The 16,021-nt window shown below is 68.7% G+C and carries 12 protein-coding genes; 11 read left to right on the top strand and 1 reads right to left on the bottom strand.

The features are described from left to right. Positions 1–285 precede the first annotated feature (285 nt). A complete protein-coding gene (locus tag B3349_RS12575) occupies positions 286–912 on the top strand; it encodes a MarR family winged helix-turn-helix transcriptional regulator (protein WP_291589073.1) in 627 nt (208 codons plus the stop codon). Next, positions 909–2,357 (top strand): MATE family efflux transporter, encoded by a 1,449-nt coding sequence (locus tag B3349_RS12570; RefSeq protein WP_291589071.1) that lies wholly within the window; start codon positions 909–911, stop codon positions 2,355–2,357. The genes B3349_RS12575 and B3349_RS12570 overlap by 4 nt, the downstream gene beginning before the upstream one ends. An 80-nt stretch (positions 2,358–2,437) precedes the next feature. On the opposite strand, the gene B3349_RS12565 is transcribed toward B3349_RS12570, so the two are convergent. Then, positions 2,438–3,073 carry a LysE family translocator gene (locus B3349_RS12565; protein ID WP_291589069.1) on the bottom strand — a complete coding sequence of 212 codons (636 nt, stop codon included), beginning with the start codon at positions 3,071–3,073 and terminating at the stop codon, positions 2,438–2,440. A 109-nt stretch (positions 3,074–3,182) separates the two neighbouring features. Between B3349_RS12565 and B3349_RS12560 the strand changes: the two genes are divergently transcribed. The 9 genes from B3349_RS12560 (at position 3,183) to B3349_RS12520 (ending at position 15,959) form a co-directional block, all read left to right on the top strand. Continuing rightward, positions 3,183–4,688 carry an aminotransferase-like domain-containing protein gene (locus tag B3349_RS12560; protein ID WP_291589067.1) on the top strand — a complete coding sequence of 502 codons (1,506 nt, stop codon included), beginning with the start codon at positions 3,183–3,185 and terminating at the stop codon, positions 4,686–4,688. A 212-nt stretch (positions 4,689–4,900) separates the two neighbouring features. Further along, a complete protein-coding gene (locus B3349_RS12555) occupies positions 4,901–7,015 on the top strand; it encodes a 3-hydroxyacyl-CoA dehydrogenase NAD-binding domain-containing protein (protein ID WP_291589065.1) in 2,115 nt (704 codons plus the stop codon). 102 nt (positions 7,016–7,117) lie between these two features. Further along, a complete protein-coding gene (locus B3349_RS12550) occupies positions 7,118–8,293 on the top strand; it encodes an acetyl-CoA C-acyltransferase (RefSeq protein ID WP_291589063.1) in 1,176 nt (391 codons plus the stop codon). Between the two features lie 359 nt (positions 8,294–8,652). Next, positions 8,653–10,515, top strand: coding sequence for an acyl-CoA dehydrogenase family protein (locus B3349_RS12545; RefSeq protein WP_291589061.1), 1,863 nt, complete (start codon positions 8,653–8,655; stop codon positions 10,513–10,515). A gap of 169 nt (positions 10,516–10,684) precedes the next feature. After that, entirely contained in the window at positions 10,685–11,452 is a 768-nt protein-coding gene (locus B3349_RS12540) for a sterol desaturase family protein (protein ID WP_291589060.1), read from the top strand. Next, entirely contained in the window at positions 11,453–12,388 is a 936-nt protein-coding gene (locus B3349_RS12535; RefSeq protein WP_291589058.1) for a fatty acid desaturase, read from the top strand. A gap of 17 nt (positions 12,389–12,405) precedes the next feature. Next, entirely contained in the window at positions 12,406–14,343 is a 1,938-nt protein-coding gene (locus B3349_RS12530; protein ID WP_291589056.1) for an iron-containing redox enzyme family protein, read from the top strand. Positions 14,344–14,360: 17 nt separating this feature from the next. Next, positions 14,361–15,296, top strand: a complete 936-nt coding sequence (locus B3349_RS12525) for a DUF6999 family protein (RefSeq protein ID WP_291589053.1) — start codon at positions 14,361–14,363, stop codon at positions 15,294–15,296. 78 nt (positions 15,297–15,374) lie between these two features. Next, complete coding sequence (locus B3349_RS12520; RefSeq protein WP_291589052.1) at positions 15,375–15,959, top strand: peroxidase-related enzyme; 585 nt, start codon at positions 15,375–15,377, stop codon at positions 15,957–15,959. Positions 15,960–16,021: the final 62 nt, after the last annotated feature.

The raw sequence follows: 16,021 nt of genomic DNA, 5'->3' as shown, positions 1-16,021 counted from the left end.
TGCGCTGCACGGCCTGCGCGGCGGCCACGGTCGCTGACCCGGGAGGGGGCTGCGGGGTGCCCATTTCCGCCTGGGCGGCTGGTGCTGGGGCGCAGGCGACGCCCCAGGTGGGCACGCGCAAGCCACGCATGGGCCGCGCCGCTGCGCGCGGTGGCCTTTTCTGCGGCTGTCCGGGGCGTCCCGCACCGGACAGCGTGCCGCAATACGTGCATCTACACTGATTGAAAGAGTGTAGCTGCACGCATGGATCGGCCCGGCCGGTGGCGGCGGCCACCGGAGAACCCCATGACGTCCCCATCGCCAGCCTCACCGCCAGCCCCATCGCCAGCCCCATCGCCAGCCCCATCGTCCGCCACCTCGGCCTCTACAGCCCCTGCGGCCACCCCTGCGCCCCGTGCGCGCTGCACCAGCTTCATGGCCCGCAGCCTGTCGCGCAAGATTTCGCAGTTCTACGACGACATGCTGGCCCCCAGCGGCCTGCGCGGCACCCAGTTCAATCTGCTGGGGCAGGCGCGCCGTGCCAAGGACGGCCCGCTGACCGTGTCCCGCCTGGCGGAGCTGCTGCACACCGACCGCACCACGCTGACCCGCAATCTGCAGACGCTGCAGGCGCAGGGGCTGATCGAAGTGGTGGCCGGTGCCGATGCCCGCAGCCGCTGCGTGCGGGTGACCGAGGCCGGCGAACAGGCCCACCGCCTTGGCGCACAGTACTGGCGCCAGGCCCAGCAGCAGGTGCGGGCACTGTGCGGCGAAGACACCATTGCCCAGCTGGAGCAGGTGGTGGACCATATGCTGGGGCAGCTGCAGGCCGCAGCGCCCGTGGCCGGTACGCCCGCAGCCGGTATGCCCGCAGCCGGTACGCCCGTGGCCGGTACGCTGGCCGCCGCTGACGCAGCGCAGGAGGCACCATGAACCCGCCGGTGGCCCGTACCGCTATGCCGGGGGCGGCAACGACCACGACAGCGACAACGCCTGTGAATGCTGCGGCAGGCCCCGCCGCGCAGCCTGCCATTGCCGCAATGGCGGCCGGCTTGCCGCTGCTCACCGGGCGCATCCTGCCCACCTTGCTGCGGCTGTCGGTGCCGAATGTGCTGGCGCTGGTGATGTCGGTGCTGGTGGGGGTGGCCGAAACTTATTACGTGGGCCAGCTGGGCACGGTGCCGCTGGCGGCCATGGCCCTGGTGTTCCCGTTTGCCATGCTCACGCAGATGATGAGCAACGGCGCCATGGGCGGGGGCGTGTCCTCGGCCATCAGCCGGGCGCTGGGGGCGGGCGACCGCGACAAGGCGGGCACGCTGGCGCTGCATGCGATTGCCATCGGCGCGGGCGTGGGCCTGGCCTATGCGCTGCTGTTCGTGCTGTGCGGCCCGGTGTTCTTTGGCTGGCTGGGCGGGCAGGGCGAGGTGCTGCACACCGCCAGCGGCTACGGCCAGGTGCTGTTCAGCGGTGCCATGCTGGTGTGGCTGTGCAACACGCTGGCTTCGGTGGTGCGCGGCACCGGCAATATGCGCGTGCCGTCCTCGGTGGTGTTTGCCGTGGCGGTGCTGCAGATTGCCGTGGGCGGTGCCCTGGGCCTGGGCCTGGGGCCGTTTCCACGCTGGGGCATGACCGGGGTGGCCGTGGGCAATATCGTGGCGATGGCCTGCGGGGTGCTGGTGCTGCTGGCCTATCTGCAGTGGGGGCAGAGCCGGGTGCGCATCCCCTGGCGCGGCGTGCAGCTGTCCTGGCCGATGTTCAGGGACATTCTGCGGGTGGGGGCGCTGGCCTGCCTGTCGCCGGTGCAGTCGGTGCTGACCGCGCTGATCATGACCGGCCTGGTGGCGCGGCTGGGGCCGCAGGCGCTGGCCGGCTACGGCATCGGCCAGCGGCTGGAGTTTTTGCTGATCCCGATTGCCTTTGGCGTGGGCGTGGCCTCGGTGCCCATGGTGGGCATGGCCATGGGGGCGGGCCAGGTGCAGCGCGCACGGCGCGTGGCCTGGGCGGCGGGCTGGGTGGCGGCGGTGGCGCTGACCGGCATTGGCGCCCTGGTGGTGCTGTGGCCGCAGCTGTGGTCGCGCATCTTCACCACCGATGCCCAGGTGCTGCACCATGCCGACCTGTACCTGCGCATGGCCGGGCCGGGCTTTGCCTTCTTCGGCATGGGGCTGGCGCTGTATTTTGCGGCGCTGGGTTCGGGCCGCATCTGGGGACCGGTGCTGGCGGGTACGGCACGGCTGGTGGTGGTGGCCGGGCTGGGTCTGTGGCTGAGCCACCAGAGCGGCGTGACGGCGCAGTCGCTGTTCCTGGTGGTCACGGCCGGCATGGTGGTCTATGGCCTGGGCACGGCCTGGGCCGTGTGGCGCACGCGCTGGGACTGAGGCGCAGGAACTGAGAAGAGGGGGCACGGCGCCCCCGGTGCCGCTCCCGCTCCCGCTCCCGCTCCCGCTCCCGCTCAGGCTCAGGCTCCGTGGCCGAGCAGTTCCCGGGCAATGGGGTAGAGGGACAGCAGCAGCAAAAAGGCCATGCTGCGGTTGAACCAGCGCAGCGCCTGCGGCGTGCGCAGTGCCCGGCCCACGGCGCTGCCGAACAGGGTCCAGACGCTGATGCAGGGGAAGTTCACCATCGCCAGCACCAGGGTGGCCAGCAGCAGGTTGGCGACAAAGCTCTCGCGCGGGGTGTAGGCCGCGACGATGCCCACGGTCATGATCCAGGCCTTGGGATTGACCCACTGGAAGGCGGCCGCCTGCCAGAACGAGAACGGCTTGCCGTGGGTCTGGCCTTCCTGCACGCCGCCCGCGCGGCTGATCTTCCAGGCCAGCCACAGCAGGTAGATGCCGCCGACGATCTGCAGCAGCACGTAGAGCTGCGGCCAGGTGCTGAAGGCCGTGCCCAGGCCGGCTCCCACCAGCAGCAGCATCAGGGCGCCGCCCGTGCTGATGCCCAGCATGTGGGGCAGGGTGCGGCGGTAGCCGAAGGTGGCGCCGGATGCGGTGAGCATCACATTGTTGGGGCCGGGTGTGATGGAGTTGACGATGGCGAACATCGCCAGCGGCAGCAGGGTGGTCAGGGTCAGCGTCGGGGTCAGGGTGTCCATGGTGTGTCCGCAGTCAGGCAAGGGCCTGGGGACATTGTCCGGTCTGCTGGCGGTACAGTAGCAGTACACTTTGGCGGTTCACTTCACAGACTGGCCTGCTGCTTTTGCCATGACACTTCTGCCTGCACCCGATTCCAGCCTCCCCGCCGACACGGACCTGCCGCCGCGCCGCCACGCCGGCAGTGCCTGGCACTGGCAGCCGCTGCGCGGCAGCGGTGTGCCGCTGGTGGAGCAGCTGGTGACCCATGTCGAGGGCCTGGTGCGCAGCCACGGCCTGCGGGCCGGCATGCGCCTGCCTTCGGTGCGCCAGCTGGCGCAGGACAGCGGTGTGAGCCGCGACACCGTGGTCCAGGCCTATGACCGGCTGGCGGCGCTGGGCCTGGTCCATTCCCGGCGCGGCGCTGGCTTCTTTGTGAGCGCGCTGCGCAATGTGGGCGCGCCGGAGCAGCCGCTGGAGGCGGCCATGCGCGTGGTCGCCGACCAGCCCATCGACACCCCGTACCTGCTGCGCAACATGTTCCAGCAGGGGGCGGTGCCCGAGGCGTCGGGCAGCGTCGGCCTGCTGCCGCCGCAGTGGCTGGAGCCGGAGATGCTGACCGCGGCCATCCGCAGTGTGGGGCGGTCGGCCGGCATCAGCCTGTCGGGCTATGGCCTGCCGCAAGGGTACGGGCCGCTGCGCCAGCAGATTGCGGCCTATCTGCAGGCCCAGGACGTGCCGGTACACCCGGAACACAACCTGGTGATGGTGGCCGGCGTGACCCAGGGGCTGGACCTGATCGTGCGCCTGATGGTGCGGCCCGGCGATGTGGTGCTGGTCGAGGACCCGGCCTGGTTCCACATCTTCGGCCGCCTGCAGGCCGTGGGCGCCCAGGTGGTGGGGGTGCCGCGCGGCCCGGGCGGACCGGACATTGCGGCGCTGCAGGCGCTGGCGGCGCAGCACAAGCCGCGCCTGTTCATCCTGAACACGGCGGTGCACAACCCCACGGGGCAGACGCTGTCCGCCGGCGTGGCCCATGCGCTGCTGAAGGTGGCTGAGGAACATGACTTCCAGCTGGTGGAGGATGACACCTATGCCGACTTCCACCCCGGCCAGCCCGTGCGCCTGGCTGCGCTGGACCGGCTGCAGCGGGTGCTGCTGGTGGGCGGCTATGCCAAGACGCTGGCGGGCTGCCTGCGCGTGGGCTATATCGCGGCCCATGCCGACCGGCTGCAGCAGCTGGTGGACCTGAAGCTGCTGGCGGGGCTGACTTCCCCGCAGCTGGGCGAGATGGTGGTGCACCGCATCCTTAGCGAAGGGCAGTACCGCCGCCATGTGGAGCGCCTGCGCACCCGGGTGGACAAGGCCCGTGCGCAGTGCCTGCGCCGGGTGGAGGCGCTGGGCTGGCAGGTGCCGCAGGAGCCGCAGGCGGGCATGTTCGTCTGGGCCGACTGCGGCATGGATTCCGAGCTGCTGGCCCGCCGCGCGGCCGAGCAGGGGCTGCTGATGGCGCCGGGCGTGCTGTTTTCGCCCCGCCAGGTGCCCGGCAGCATGCTGCGCCTGTCGGTGCCGCTGGCCCAGCATGCGCCCGCCTGGGAACTGATGGCGCGGCTGGTGGCGCAGGAACACCGCCGCTGATCCGTCCCGCCGGAATCAGGGTTTGCACGGGGTTGGCCGCCGTGACAGCGCGTGCGTGCTGCATGGCAGCATGACCCGCGTCAAGCCGGGTGCGGCCTGCTGTCCCATGTGCGTCAAACCTGGGGCAGACCGCCATGGTTTTGTCGCCTGCATCTTCCTAGAATGGAAAACGAACGACCGTTTTATTTCATTCCAAAACAGGAGACACAGGCATGACGGCTGAATACAAGGTCCACGGTGCAGTGGCCGTGATCACGCTCAACAACCCGCCCGTCAACGGGTTGGGTCTGGCCACCCGCCAGGCGGTGGTGGAGGGCCTCAAGCAGGCCCAGAGCGATGCCGCGGTGCAGGCCATCATCATCACCGGTGCGGGCGCGGCCTTCTCCGGCGGTGCGGACATCAAGGAGTTCGGCAAGGAAAGCTCGATGCAGGAGCCCAATCTGCACAGCGTGATCGCCGCCGTGGAGCAGTCCGCCAAGCCCGTGGTGGCCGCCATCCACACCGTCTGCATGGGCGGTGGCCTGGAGCTGGCCCTGGGTTGTCACTACCGCATCGTCGCCCCCGGCACCAGCATTGCGCTGCCCGAGGTCAAGCTGGGCCTGCTGCCCGGTGCCGGCGGCACGCAGCGCCTGCCCCGCGCCCTGGGGGTGGAAGCGGCGCTGAACATGATCGTCAGCGGTGAAACCGTCAAGAGCGAGATGCTGGCCATGGCCCCCGGCCAGAAGCTGTTCGACAAGCTGTCCGCTTCGGCCGAGAGCCTGGCGGCCGAAGCCCTGGCCCTGGCCCAGGAAGTGGGTGAGCGCCATGCCGCCGGCAGCGAGCCGCTGCCGCTGGTGCGCAATCTGCCCTGCAAGCACCCGCTGGGCGATGCCTATTTCGGCTTTGCCCGCAACATGGTGGGCGGCATGTCCAAGAACTACCCCGCGCCGCTCAAGTGCGTGGACGCGGTGGAAGCGGCCACCAAGCGCAAGATTGCCGACGGCCTGCTGTTCGAGCGCGAGCTGTTCGTGAACCTGATGTGGACCCCCGAGTCCCGTGCGCTGCGCCACCTGTTCATGGCCGAGCGCGCGGCCTCCAAGATTGCCGATGTGCCTTCCGACACGCCGGTGCGCAACGTGCAGAAGGTGGGCGTGATCGGCGCCGGCACCATGGGCGGCGGCATCAGCATGAACTTCCTGAATGCCGGCATTCCGGTGACCATTCTGGAAACCAAGCAGGAAGCGCTGGACCGTGGCGTGGCCACGATCAAGAAGAACTACGAAGCCCAGGTCAAGAAGGGCAAGCTCAAGGAAGACAAGTACGCCCAGCGCATGGCCTTGCTGAGCACCACGCTGGCCTATGACGACCTGAAGGACTGCGACCTGATCATCGAGGCGGTGTTCGAGGAGCTGGGCGTCAAGGAGGCGGTGTTCACCCAGCTGGATGCCATTGCCAAGCCCGGCGCCATCCTGGCGTCCAACACTTCCACGCTGGACGTGGACAAGATCGCCAGCTTCACCCAGCGTCCGCAGGACGTGGTGGGCATGCACTTCTTCAGCCCCGCCAATGTGATGAAGTTGCTGGAAGTGGTGCGCGGCAAGGCCACGGCCAAGGATGTGCTGGCCACGGTGATGAAGCTGGCCAAGAAGATCAAGAAGACGGCGGTGGTTTCCGGGGTGTGCGATGGCTTCATCGGCAACCGCATGATCGAGCAGTACAGCCGCCAGGCCGGCTTCCTGCTGGACGAAGGCGCCACGCCCCAGCAGGTGGACAAGGCGGTCGAGAAGTTCGGCTTTGCCATGGGCCCGTTCCGCATGGGCGATCTGGCCGGCAACGACATCGGCTGGGCCATCCGCAAGCGCCGCGCCACCGAGCGCGCCGACATGAAGTACAGCCGCACCGCCGACAAGCTGTGCGAGCTGGGCCGCTTCGGCCAGAAGACCGGCGCGGGCTGGTACGACTACCAGGCCGGCAAGCGCGATGCCATCCCCTCGGCCCTGGTGGAGAAGCTGATCGAGGACCACCGCAATGAACTGGGCATCACGCCGCGCAAGATTTCCGACGAGGAAATCGTGCAGCGCCTGGTTTTCGCCCTGGTCAACGAAGGCGCCCACATCCTGGAAGACGGCATTGCCGGCAAGTCGGGCGACATCGACATGGTCTACCTGACCGGCTATGGCTTCCCCATCTACCGCGGTGGCCCCATGCACTATGCCAACGAGATCGGCCTGGGCAATGTGGCCCGTGCCATGGAGCGCTTTGCCCAGAACCCGCTGGATGACGGCAAGTTCTGGCAGCCCGCGCCGCTGCTGGCCCGCCTGGCCGCCGAAGGCAAGTCCTTCTCCTGAAGACTGCCACCACCCACCGAATGACCGGGCTGCCTTGCCACCTGCCGCCGCACCTGCGCTGCGGCCTGCCTGGCAGCAGCCCCCGCTGAAAAGGATGAATCCATGACTTCTGCAGTGATTGTCTCCACCGCCCGTACCCCGCTGTGCAAAAGCTGGAAGGGCGCTTTGAACATGACCTATGGCCCCACGATGGGCGGCCATGCCGTGCAGCACGCCGTGCAGCGCGCCGGCATCGACGGTGCCGAGGTGGAAGATGTGATCATGGGCAGCTCCCTGCCCGAAGGCACGACCGGCGGCAACGTCGCGCGCCTGATCGCCATGCGTGCCGGCCTGCCGGTCACCACCTCCGGCCTGACCATCAACCGCTTCTGCTCCTCGGGCCTGCAGTCCATTGCCCTGGCCGCCCAGCGCATCATTGCCGGCGAAAACGACGTGCTGGTGGCCGGCGGCCTGGAGTCCATCTCCTGCGTGCAGCTGGAAGCCAACCGCCACATGAGCCAGGATCCGGCGCTGCTCAAGCTCAAGCCCGAGATCTACTGGAACATGCTGCAGACGGCCGAGCAGGTGGCCCAGCGCTACCAGATCAGCCGCGATGCCATGGACGAGTACGGTGCCGCCAGCCAGCAAAAGGCCACGGCAGCCCTGGCTGCCGGCCTGTTCGACGCCGAAATCGCCCCCATCACCACCGTGATGGGCGTGGCCGACAAGACCCTGGGCCTGATCACCAAGCAGGTGACGGTGAGCAAGGACGAAGGTATCCGCGAAGGCACGACCAAGGAAGGCATCAGCGGCCTGCGCAGCGCGCTGCCCGGCGGCCTGATCACGGCCGGCAATGCCAGCCAGTTCTCCGACGGTGCCGGCGCCTGCGTGCTGACCAGCGAAGACTACGCGTCCCGCAAGGGCCTGCAGCCCCTGGGCCGCTTCCTGGGCTTTGCCGTGGCCGGCTGCGAGCCCGATGAAATGGGCATCGGCCCGGTGTTCGCCATTCCCAAGGTGCTCAAGAAACTGGGCCTGAAGATGGACGACATCGATCTGTGGGAGCTGAACGAGGCGTTTGCCGTGCAGGTGATCTACTGCCGCGACAAGCTGGGCATCCCCGCCGACCGCCTGAACGTCAACGGCGGCGCCATCGCCGTGGGCCACCCCTACGGTCTGTCGGGCCAGCGCCTGACCGGTCACGCGCTGATCGAAGGCAAGCGCCGTGGCGCCAAGCGGGTGTGCGTGACCATGTGCATCGGCGGCGGCATGGGCGCGGCCGGCATCTTCGAAGTGCTGTAAGCACGGGCCGCTGCGGCCGGCGCGGCCGCTGCGGCTTTCCCGCAGCCCGTGGCAGCACGCCACGGACTGCGGCCCCCCGGGGCGTGCAAGGCGGCCCGGGGCCGGTGTGCCCGCTGCGGGAAATCCCGCTGACCCCTGGGTGACTGGCAGGCGGTCTGGCGCCGCGCAGGTGACATGCAGACCGCGCCGCTGCCGCTACTGTGAACCCTGTGCCGTCCCCGTGGGGCGGGCGCTGTATCCCCCTTAACTTCCATCACCGCTGCTTGCGTCCAGTGCGCCGATGGCCAGGGCCATGGCTGTTGCCACGGCATGGCGGGCGCGTAAGCCCAGGCGCAAGCGGCCTCTTTGGTCTTCACAACATGTCTCAGCTGCGATCCACGCTTGAATTCCTTGTCTACGACTGGCTGCAGGGCGAGGGCCTGACGGCCCGCACCCGCTACGCCGACCACAGCCGCGAAACCTTTGACGCGGTGCTGGACACCTGCGAGCGCATTGCGCGCGAGAAGTACGCGCCCTTCAACCGCACGGTGGATACCGAAGAGCCGCGCTTCGACGGCGAGAAGGTGATCCTGCCCCAGTGCACCTACGACGCACGCCGCGCCTATGCCGAGGCCGGCATGCTGGCGGCCGGCAAGGATGCCGAATGGGGCGGCATGCAGCTGCCCTATCTGGTGGAGGCGGCGGCCAACAGCTTTTTTGCCTGCGCGTCCGTCAGCATGGGCTCCAACCTGCTGACCAGCGCCAATGCCAACCTGCTGCTGGTGCACGGCACGCCGTTGCAAAAGCAGGTCTTCGCCGTCAATGAGCTGGAGGGCAACTGGGCCGGCACCATGGCCCTGTCGGAGCCGCAGGCCGGCTCCAGCCTGAGCGACATCAGCACCCGCGCGTTGCCCGATGGAGCCGGTTTCGAGAGCGATCCGCTGGGCGCGCGCTACCGCCTCAAGGGCAACAAGATGTGGATCAGCGCCGGCGACCACGAGCTGACCGAGAACATCGTCCACCTGGTGCTGGCCAAGATCCCGGGGCCGGACGGCAAGCTGATTCCCGGGGTGAAGGGCATCTCGCTGTTCATCGTGCCCAAGAAGCTGGTGGACGCCCAGGGGCAGCTGACCGGCGAGCGCAACGATGTGGCCCTGGCCGGACTGAACCACAAGCTGGGCTGGCGCGGCACCACCAACACGCTGCTGAACTTTGGCGAAGGCAAGTACCCGGTGCGCGGGGACGGCGGCGGCGGGCTGGACGGGCAGGGCGCGGGCGCCATCGGCTACCTGGTGGGCCAGCCGCACGAAGGCCTGAAGTGCATGTTCCACATGATGAACGAGGCGCGCATCGGCATCGGCATGGCGGCCACCATGCTGGGCCTGGCGGGCTACTACGCCAGCCTGGACTATGCCCGCAACCGCCCGCAGGGGCGCCCGGTGGGCGAGGCCGGCAAGGACGCCACCCGGCCGCAGGTGCGCATCATCGAACACACCGACGTCAAGCGCATGCTGCTGGCCCAGAAGGCCTACGGCGAAGGCGCGCTGGCGCTGAACCTGTACTGCGCCCGCCTGGTGGATGACGGCCGCACCGGCACGCCCGAGGCCGCAGCCCGTGCCAAACTGCTGCTGGAAGTGCTGACGCCGATCTGTAAGAGCTGGCCGAGCGAGTTCTGCCTGGAGGCCAACAGCCTGGCCATCCAGATCCACGGCGGCTATGGCTACACCCGCGACTTCCCGGTGGAGCAGTACTGGCGCGACAACCGCCTGAACATGATCCACGAGGGCACGCACGGCATCCAGGCAGCGGACCTGCTGGGCCGCAAGGTGCGCATGCAGGACGGCGCCGGCCTGCAGCTGCTGGCCGCCACCATCAACGCCACCATCGAGCGTGCGCTGCAGGTGCCGCAGCTGGCCGCTTACGCCAACCAGCTGGCCCAGGCCCTGCAGGACGTGGGCGCGGCCACCAAGGCTGCCTGGGCCACGGCCAACCCGCAGGAGGCGCTGGCCAACGCCGTGCCCTATATGCAGGCCTTCGGCCACACCGTGCTGGCCTGGATGTGGCTGGACGTGGCCCTGGCCGTGCTGGCGCGGGATGCGGCGCTGTCTGCCCCCGCCCATGCGGGGCAGATGGGCGCGGCCCGCTATTTCTTCCACTACGAGCTGCCCCGGATCGGCGCCTGGCTGCAGGTGGTGCGCCAGCGTGACATGACCTGCGCCGAGTTGCCCGAAGACGCGTTCTGAGGGACGCCCCACCGGAAGAACAGCGGTGTGGCGCGCGATGCAGGTCGTAACACTCTGTTCGCCTGGCGGGCCGGCGCAGTCCCTCCGTTATCATGCGCCGCATGCTGCCGAGGGACAAACGCCTGGATACATCTGAAACCACCAGCTGCCACGGCAGCGGGGAGGGTGCATGAACGCCGGTCTGTGGTTCACCCAGCTCACGGCCTGGCAGGTCATGGCCGTGGGCCTGGCCTTCTTTGGTGCGCTGTACATGCTGGGCGGCTGGGGCATGACGGCCCTGACCCGGCTGCTGGCGCGCCGCCAGGTGGGCAAGGTGCTGGACACGCGGGCCCTGCAGCCCGACCAGCTGCAGCGCGAATGGCGCCAGTCGGCGCTGTCGGTGCTGATCTTCGGCACCGGCATGGTCGTGCCCTGGGGCCTGTTGCAGCTGGGCTGGGCCCAGCTGGCGCCCACGGCCAGCGCCGCCCGGGTGGCGGCCGAGATCGTGGTGCTGATGGTCTGGAACGATGTGCACTTCTGGCTGAACCACCGGCTGCTGCACGCCAAGGCCCTGGTGCGGTTCCACGGTGACCACCACCGCTCCTATGTGACCACGCCCTGGTCCACCTACAGCTTCCACCCGCTGGAGGCGCTGATGCTGGGCAACATCATCCTGCTGCCCATGCTGGTGCACGACTTCTATTTCTGGTCGCTGGCGGCGGTGCCGGTGCTCAGCCTGGTGCTGAACGTGATCGGGCATTCCAATTACGATTTCTTCCCGCGGGTGTCCGACACCCACCCGCTGGCGGCCAGCCGCCGCCACCACCTGCACCATGCCCGCTCGCGCGGCAACTACGGTTTTGCGCTGGCCTTCATGGACCAGCTGATGCGCACCGAGCTGCAGGCACCGGCCCCCAAGTCTGCCGGATCCCCGAAGGCCTCCGAGGGCCGGCGCTGAATGCCGCCAGCGGCAACCCCGGCCCACCGCCTGCCGCGCCTGCGCCACCGGCGCGACTGGCAGTCCGTGGCCTATCTGCTGGCGCTGCCGGCCCTGGTGGCCTGGCAGTGGACGCAGGGCTTTGTCTGGTGGCTGTATGCCATCACGCTGTTTCTGACGCTGGGCGTGGGCGTCATCCACCACAACCACACGCACCTGCGCATGTGGCGCGGGCGCCGGGCCAACCGGCTGACGGACTACTGGCTGACCCTGCTGCAAGGCCATCCCACGTTTGTGTTCTGGCCCGCCCATGTGGGCAACCACCACCGGTTCCGCCATGGTCCGCGCGATGTGGCGCGCACCTACCGGCCGGAATTCGGCGGTGACACCAACCACCTGTGGGGCTATCTGGTCCACCCGCTGCAGGCGGTGTGCGTGCTGTACCCGTTGTTCATCCGCTGGCTGGCGAACCTGCGCCGGCACTGGCCCGGGGCGTTTCGCTACTGCATGGGCCAGTACCTGCTGTGGCTGGGCAGCTGGACATTCCTGCTGCTGCTGGACTGGCGCAAGGCCTTGCTGTTCGTCATCGTGCCGCAGCTGCACGGCCTGCACTGGCTGCTGGCCACCAACTACCTGCAGCACGCCCATGCCGACGGCCGGCCGCTTTCCAGGGCGCAGCGCAAGACCGACGGTATCGCCCTGAACTACGCGCGCAATTTCGAGGGGCTGGTGAACCCCTTGCTGTTCAATATCGGGCTGCACACGGCTCACCACGAACACCCACAGGCCCATTGGTCGGCGCTGACGGGGCTGCATGCGCGGCTGTACCGCCACCGCGTGCACCCGGCGCTGAACGAGGGCGGGTTGCTGCCCTATATGGGCCGGGTGTTCGTGCTGGGCCTGTTTGCACGCCGTGCGCGCACGCAGCCGCTGATGCCGCCCGAATCCATTCGATAACCCGCACTGAACTTTCCATGCCTGTTGCCTATTCCAATGTCTACCTGCAATCTGCCGGCATGTTCCTGCCCGGCGCCCCGGTGGACAACGCCGGGATGGACGCCTATGTGGCGCCGCTGAACCGGATTTCCGACCGCCTCAAGCGCCGCATCCTGGGGGAGAACGGCATCCAGACCCGGTACTACGCCATCGACGGGCAAGGGCAGACCGTGTTCAGCAACGCGCAGATGGCGCAGGCCGCCATCGAGGCCACGCTGGCCCAGGCGGGCCGCAAGCTGGGCGAGGTGGGCTTTCTGTCCAGCGGATCGTCCGGGGGCGACGCGCTGATGCCGGGCTTTGCCAACATGATCCAGGGCGAGATGGCCGCGCCGCCGATGGAGACCCTGTCCGTGCACGGCGTGTGCGCCGCCAGCGTGGGCGCGCTGCAGGCCGCGGCCCAGGCGGTGGAAGGGGGCGCCCACCCGCTGGCGCTGGCCGTGGCCAGCGAGATGCCGTCGCGCCTGTTCAAGCGGTCGCGCTTTGCGGCCCAGGGCTATGACACCGATTTCGACGCCCACTTCCTGCGCTGGATGCTGTCGGACGGCGCGGGCGCCGTGCTGCTGGGCGGGCCGCAGGCGCTGCCCCACACCCCGGGCCTGCGCCTGAAGCTGCGCTGGACCCACCAGCGCAGCTTTGCCGGCGACTACCCGGTCTGCATGCAGCTGGGGTTGACGCCGGACCGCAGCACCAGCCACCTGGACTTTCCCGCCTGGGGCGATGCTGAGGCCGCAGGCGCGCTGGCGCTGCGCCAGGACATCCGCCTGCTGCCCCACCTGTTCGATGTCTGCATCCACGAATACGCCGATCTGGCCCACCAGGGCTGGGTGCCCGAGCGTGGGATCGACCATTTTCTGTGCCATTACTCGTCCGAGCGTTTCATCCCCGTGGTGGACGAGCTGCTGGAGAAGGCGCAGCTGGGCATTCCGCGCGAGCGCTGGTGGAGCAATCTGGCCTGGCGCGGCAACACGGGGGCGGCGTCTATCTTCATCATGCTGTCGGAGTTTCTGCAGCAGCAGGGTGCGCGCCTGAAGGCCGGGGACACGGTGCTGTGCTTCATTCCCGAATCCGGGCGCTTCACGGCCGGCTTCATGCTGTGGGAGGTGGAGGCGGACACGCCGGTGCAGGCCGCGCCGCAGGCCGCCACCCCGCGCAGGGCGGCCGCCGTAGAGCCGGCCGACCACGGTGCGCTGCCCGATGTGGCCACCATTGCCGCGCCGCACGATCCGGCCACGGCGCCCCAGCCGCTGGCGCCGCTGCTGACCGAGCTGGCCAGCATCTGGCAGGACTACCGCTCCCGCGTCTGGCGCACGCCGCTGCTGCAGCGCATGCGCACGCGCCAGCTGGACACGGCGGACTATGTGCGCTGGATGGGGCACTGGATTCCCCAGGTGCGTGAAGGCAGCCTGTGGATGCGCGAAGGGGCGGCCTCGCTGACCGGCGAGTACGCGGCCCTGGCCGGGCTGATCGATCTGCATGCCGACGACGAGCAGCACGACTTCAAGGTGCTGCACAGCGACTACCTGAAGGCCGGCGGCACGGCCACCGACATCGGCCAGCTGCGGCGCAACCCGGGCGGCGAGGCGCTGAATGCCTACCTGCACGGCCTTGCGGCCACGCCCAACCCCATCGGCCTGCTGGGCGCGATCTACATCATCGAAGGCACGGGCCAGCGCATCGTGCCCAGCCTGCTGCCGTTGCTGCGCCAGGCGCTGCCGCTGCCGCCCGATGCCTTCCGCTTTCTGGAATACCACGGCGCGAACGATGAGCACCACCTGGAGCGCTGGCTGATGGCGGTGCAGATGGCGCTGGAACTGGATGCGGACGGCACGGCGGCCCAGGCCATCGTGCAGACGGCGCAGCACACGGCGCAGCTGTACCTGATGCAGTTCCAGCACGTGCTGCCGCAGGCACGGTGAAAGAGCAGGAGCCCGATATGGACAAGCACAAGGATTTTCTGGACCAGCCCTGGGATGAACGCGACCCCGACCCCTGGCTGGCGCTGTATCTGGACCAGAGCACGCCGCTGCCCGACGCGGTGAAGGCCGCATGGCTGCGGGACTGCAGCAGCAGCTCGCGCCAGTACCTGCTGCCGTTTCTGCGCCCGCTGGCGCGGCTGAGCATCATCGCCATCCAGATCCTGAAGGTGGCGCTGCCCAAGCGCTGGGCGCATTCCAGGCTGCTGCACAAGGTGCTGGCGTTCAGCATGAACACCTTTGTCTCGCCCGAGGCCAACTGGCTGATCATGCGGCACTTCCACCTGGGCTCCCACATCCTGGCCTTTGTGGCGGCCAATGCGCCCACGCCGGTCCAGACCACGCCCATCGAGCCGGCCTGCATCGATGACATCAAGGACGAGCTGTTCCTCCAGCACGACCTGAACCTGTTCAACTTCGTCATCCGCCTGAACCAGGCGCTGCGCGCCGAAGGCAGGGAGCTGGGGCCGGTGGCCGAACCGGATTTCGCGATGGTGACCGAGCCCACACTGCGTCTGGAGGACATGCCGCGCGGCCCGTTCAACAAGCTGGACCTGCAAAGCGCCATCGAGGTCTACACCCCGGTCTACCAGCTGCTGCTGACCGACCACGACTTCTGGCGGGCCAGCAATTCCCTGCAGCTGGACGAGACCCTGGCCATCTATTGCGCCAAGATCCTGGCCACGCCCGAGCACCTGGTGATGCTGAACAACAAGCACCCGCTGGTGCCGCTGTCCACGCTGCGTGCCGGCCACCGCCTGGTGCTGCACGGCCTGTCCACCGAGATGCTGCACTGCCTGCTGATGCGCATGGCGTCGGGCGAGCAGCCCGTGCCGGCGCGCGAAATCGCCCGCATGCAGCGCGTGGTGGAGACGGTTTCCGGCCCGGTGCCCTGACACGGCAGGGTAGTTCTGGGCTGGTCTGCGCCGGCGGGGCCGGCTACCCTGGGCGCCCAGAACCAGGAGACCTGCCCCGTGACCACCCCGACCGCTTCCGCCCCTGCCATCAGCCGCTTTCCGGTGCCCCAGCTGGGTGACCTGCCGGACGACATCCGCCAGCGCATCCTGGCGGTGCAGGAAAAATCCGGCTTCATTCCGAATGTGTTTCTGGTGCTGGCGCACCGGCCGGATGAGTTCCGCGCCTTCTTTGCCTACCACGATGCGCTGATGGACAAGCCCGGCAACCTGACCAAGGCCGAGCGCGAGATGATTGTGGTGGCCACCAGCAATGCCAACCAGTGTCAGTACTGCGTGGTGGCGCATGGGGCCATTTTGCGCATCCGCGCCAAGAACCCGCTGATTGCCGACCAGGTGGCCATCAACTACCGCAAGGCCGACCTCAGCGCGCGCCAGAAAGCCATGCTGGACTTTGGCATGAAGGTCTCGCAGGCCGCCCACGGTGTGGGCGACGATGACTTTGCCCTGCTGCAGACGCATGGCTTCACTCAGGACGACATCTGGGACATTGCCGCCATTGCCAGCTTCTTTGGCCTGTCCAACCGCATGGCGAATGTCACCAGCATGCGGCCCAACGACGAGTTCTTCAGCCTGGGGCGCTAGCACCACCCGCGCTGCACCGGCGATGCCGCGGCCCGGTCTTGGCCTTTTGTTGCCATTCTGTT

This window comes from Comamonas sp. UBA7528, assembly GCF_002479375.1.
Taxonomy (GTDB): domain Bacteria; phylum Pseudomonadota; class Gammaproteobacteria; order Burkholderiales; family Burkholderiaceae_C; genus Comamonas.
This window is presented reverse-complemented; position numbering and strand designations above follow the sequence as displayed.

Bases quoted from the DNA above. Each gene is read 5' to 3' on its own strand.
- B3349_RS12535 (WP_291589058.1), top strand. From the start codon at position 11,453: ATGCCGCCAGCGGCAACCCCGGCCCACCGCCTGCCGCGCCTGCGCCAC.
- B3349_RS12530 (WP_291589056.1), top strand. From the start codon at position 12,406: ATGCCTGTTGCCTATTCCAATGTCTACCTGCAATCTGCCGGCATGTTC.
- B3349_RS12565 (WP_291589069.1), bottom strand. From the start codon at position 3,073: ATGGACACCCTGACCCCGACGCTGACCCTGACCACCCTGCTGCCGCTG.
- B3349_RS12540 (WP_291589060.1), top strand. From the start codon at position 10,685: ATGAACGCCGGTCTGTGGTTCACCCAGCTCACGGCCTGGCAGGTCATG.
- B3349_RS12525 (WP_291589053.1), top strand. From the start codon at position 14,361: ATGGACAAGCACAAGGATTTTCTGGACCAGCCCTGGGATGAACGCGAC.
- B3349_RS12575 (WP_291589073.1), top strand. From the start codon at position 286: ATGACGTCCCCATCGCCAGCCTCACCGCCAGCCCCATCGCCAGCCCCA.
- B3349_RS12570 (WP_291589071.1), top strand. From the start codon at position 909: ATGAACCCGCCGGTGGCCCGTACCGCTATGCCGGGGGCGGCAACGACC.
- B3349_RS12550 (WP_291589063.1), top strand. From the start codon at position 7,118: ATGACTTCTGCAGTGATTGTCTCCACCGCCCGTACCCCGCTGTGCAAA.
- B3349_RS12555 (WP_291589065.1), top strand. From the start codon at position 4,901: ATGACGGCTGAATACAAGGTCCACGGTGCAGTGGCCGTGATCACGCTC.
- B3349_RS12545 (WP_291589061.1), top strand. From the start codon at position 8,653: ATGTCTCAGCTGCGATCCACGCTTGAATTCCTTGTCTACGACTGGCTG.
- B3349_RS12560 (WP_291589067.1), top strand. From the start codon at position 3,183: ATGACACTTCTGCCTGCACCCGATTCCAGCCTCCCCGCCGACACGGAC.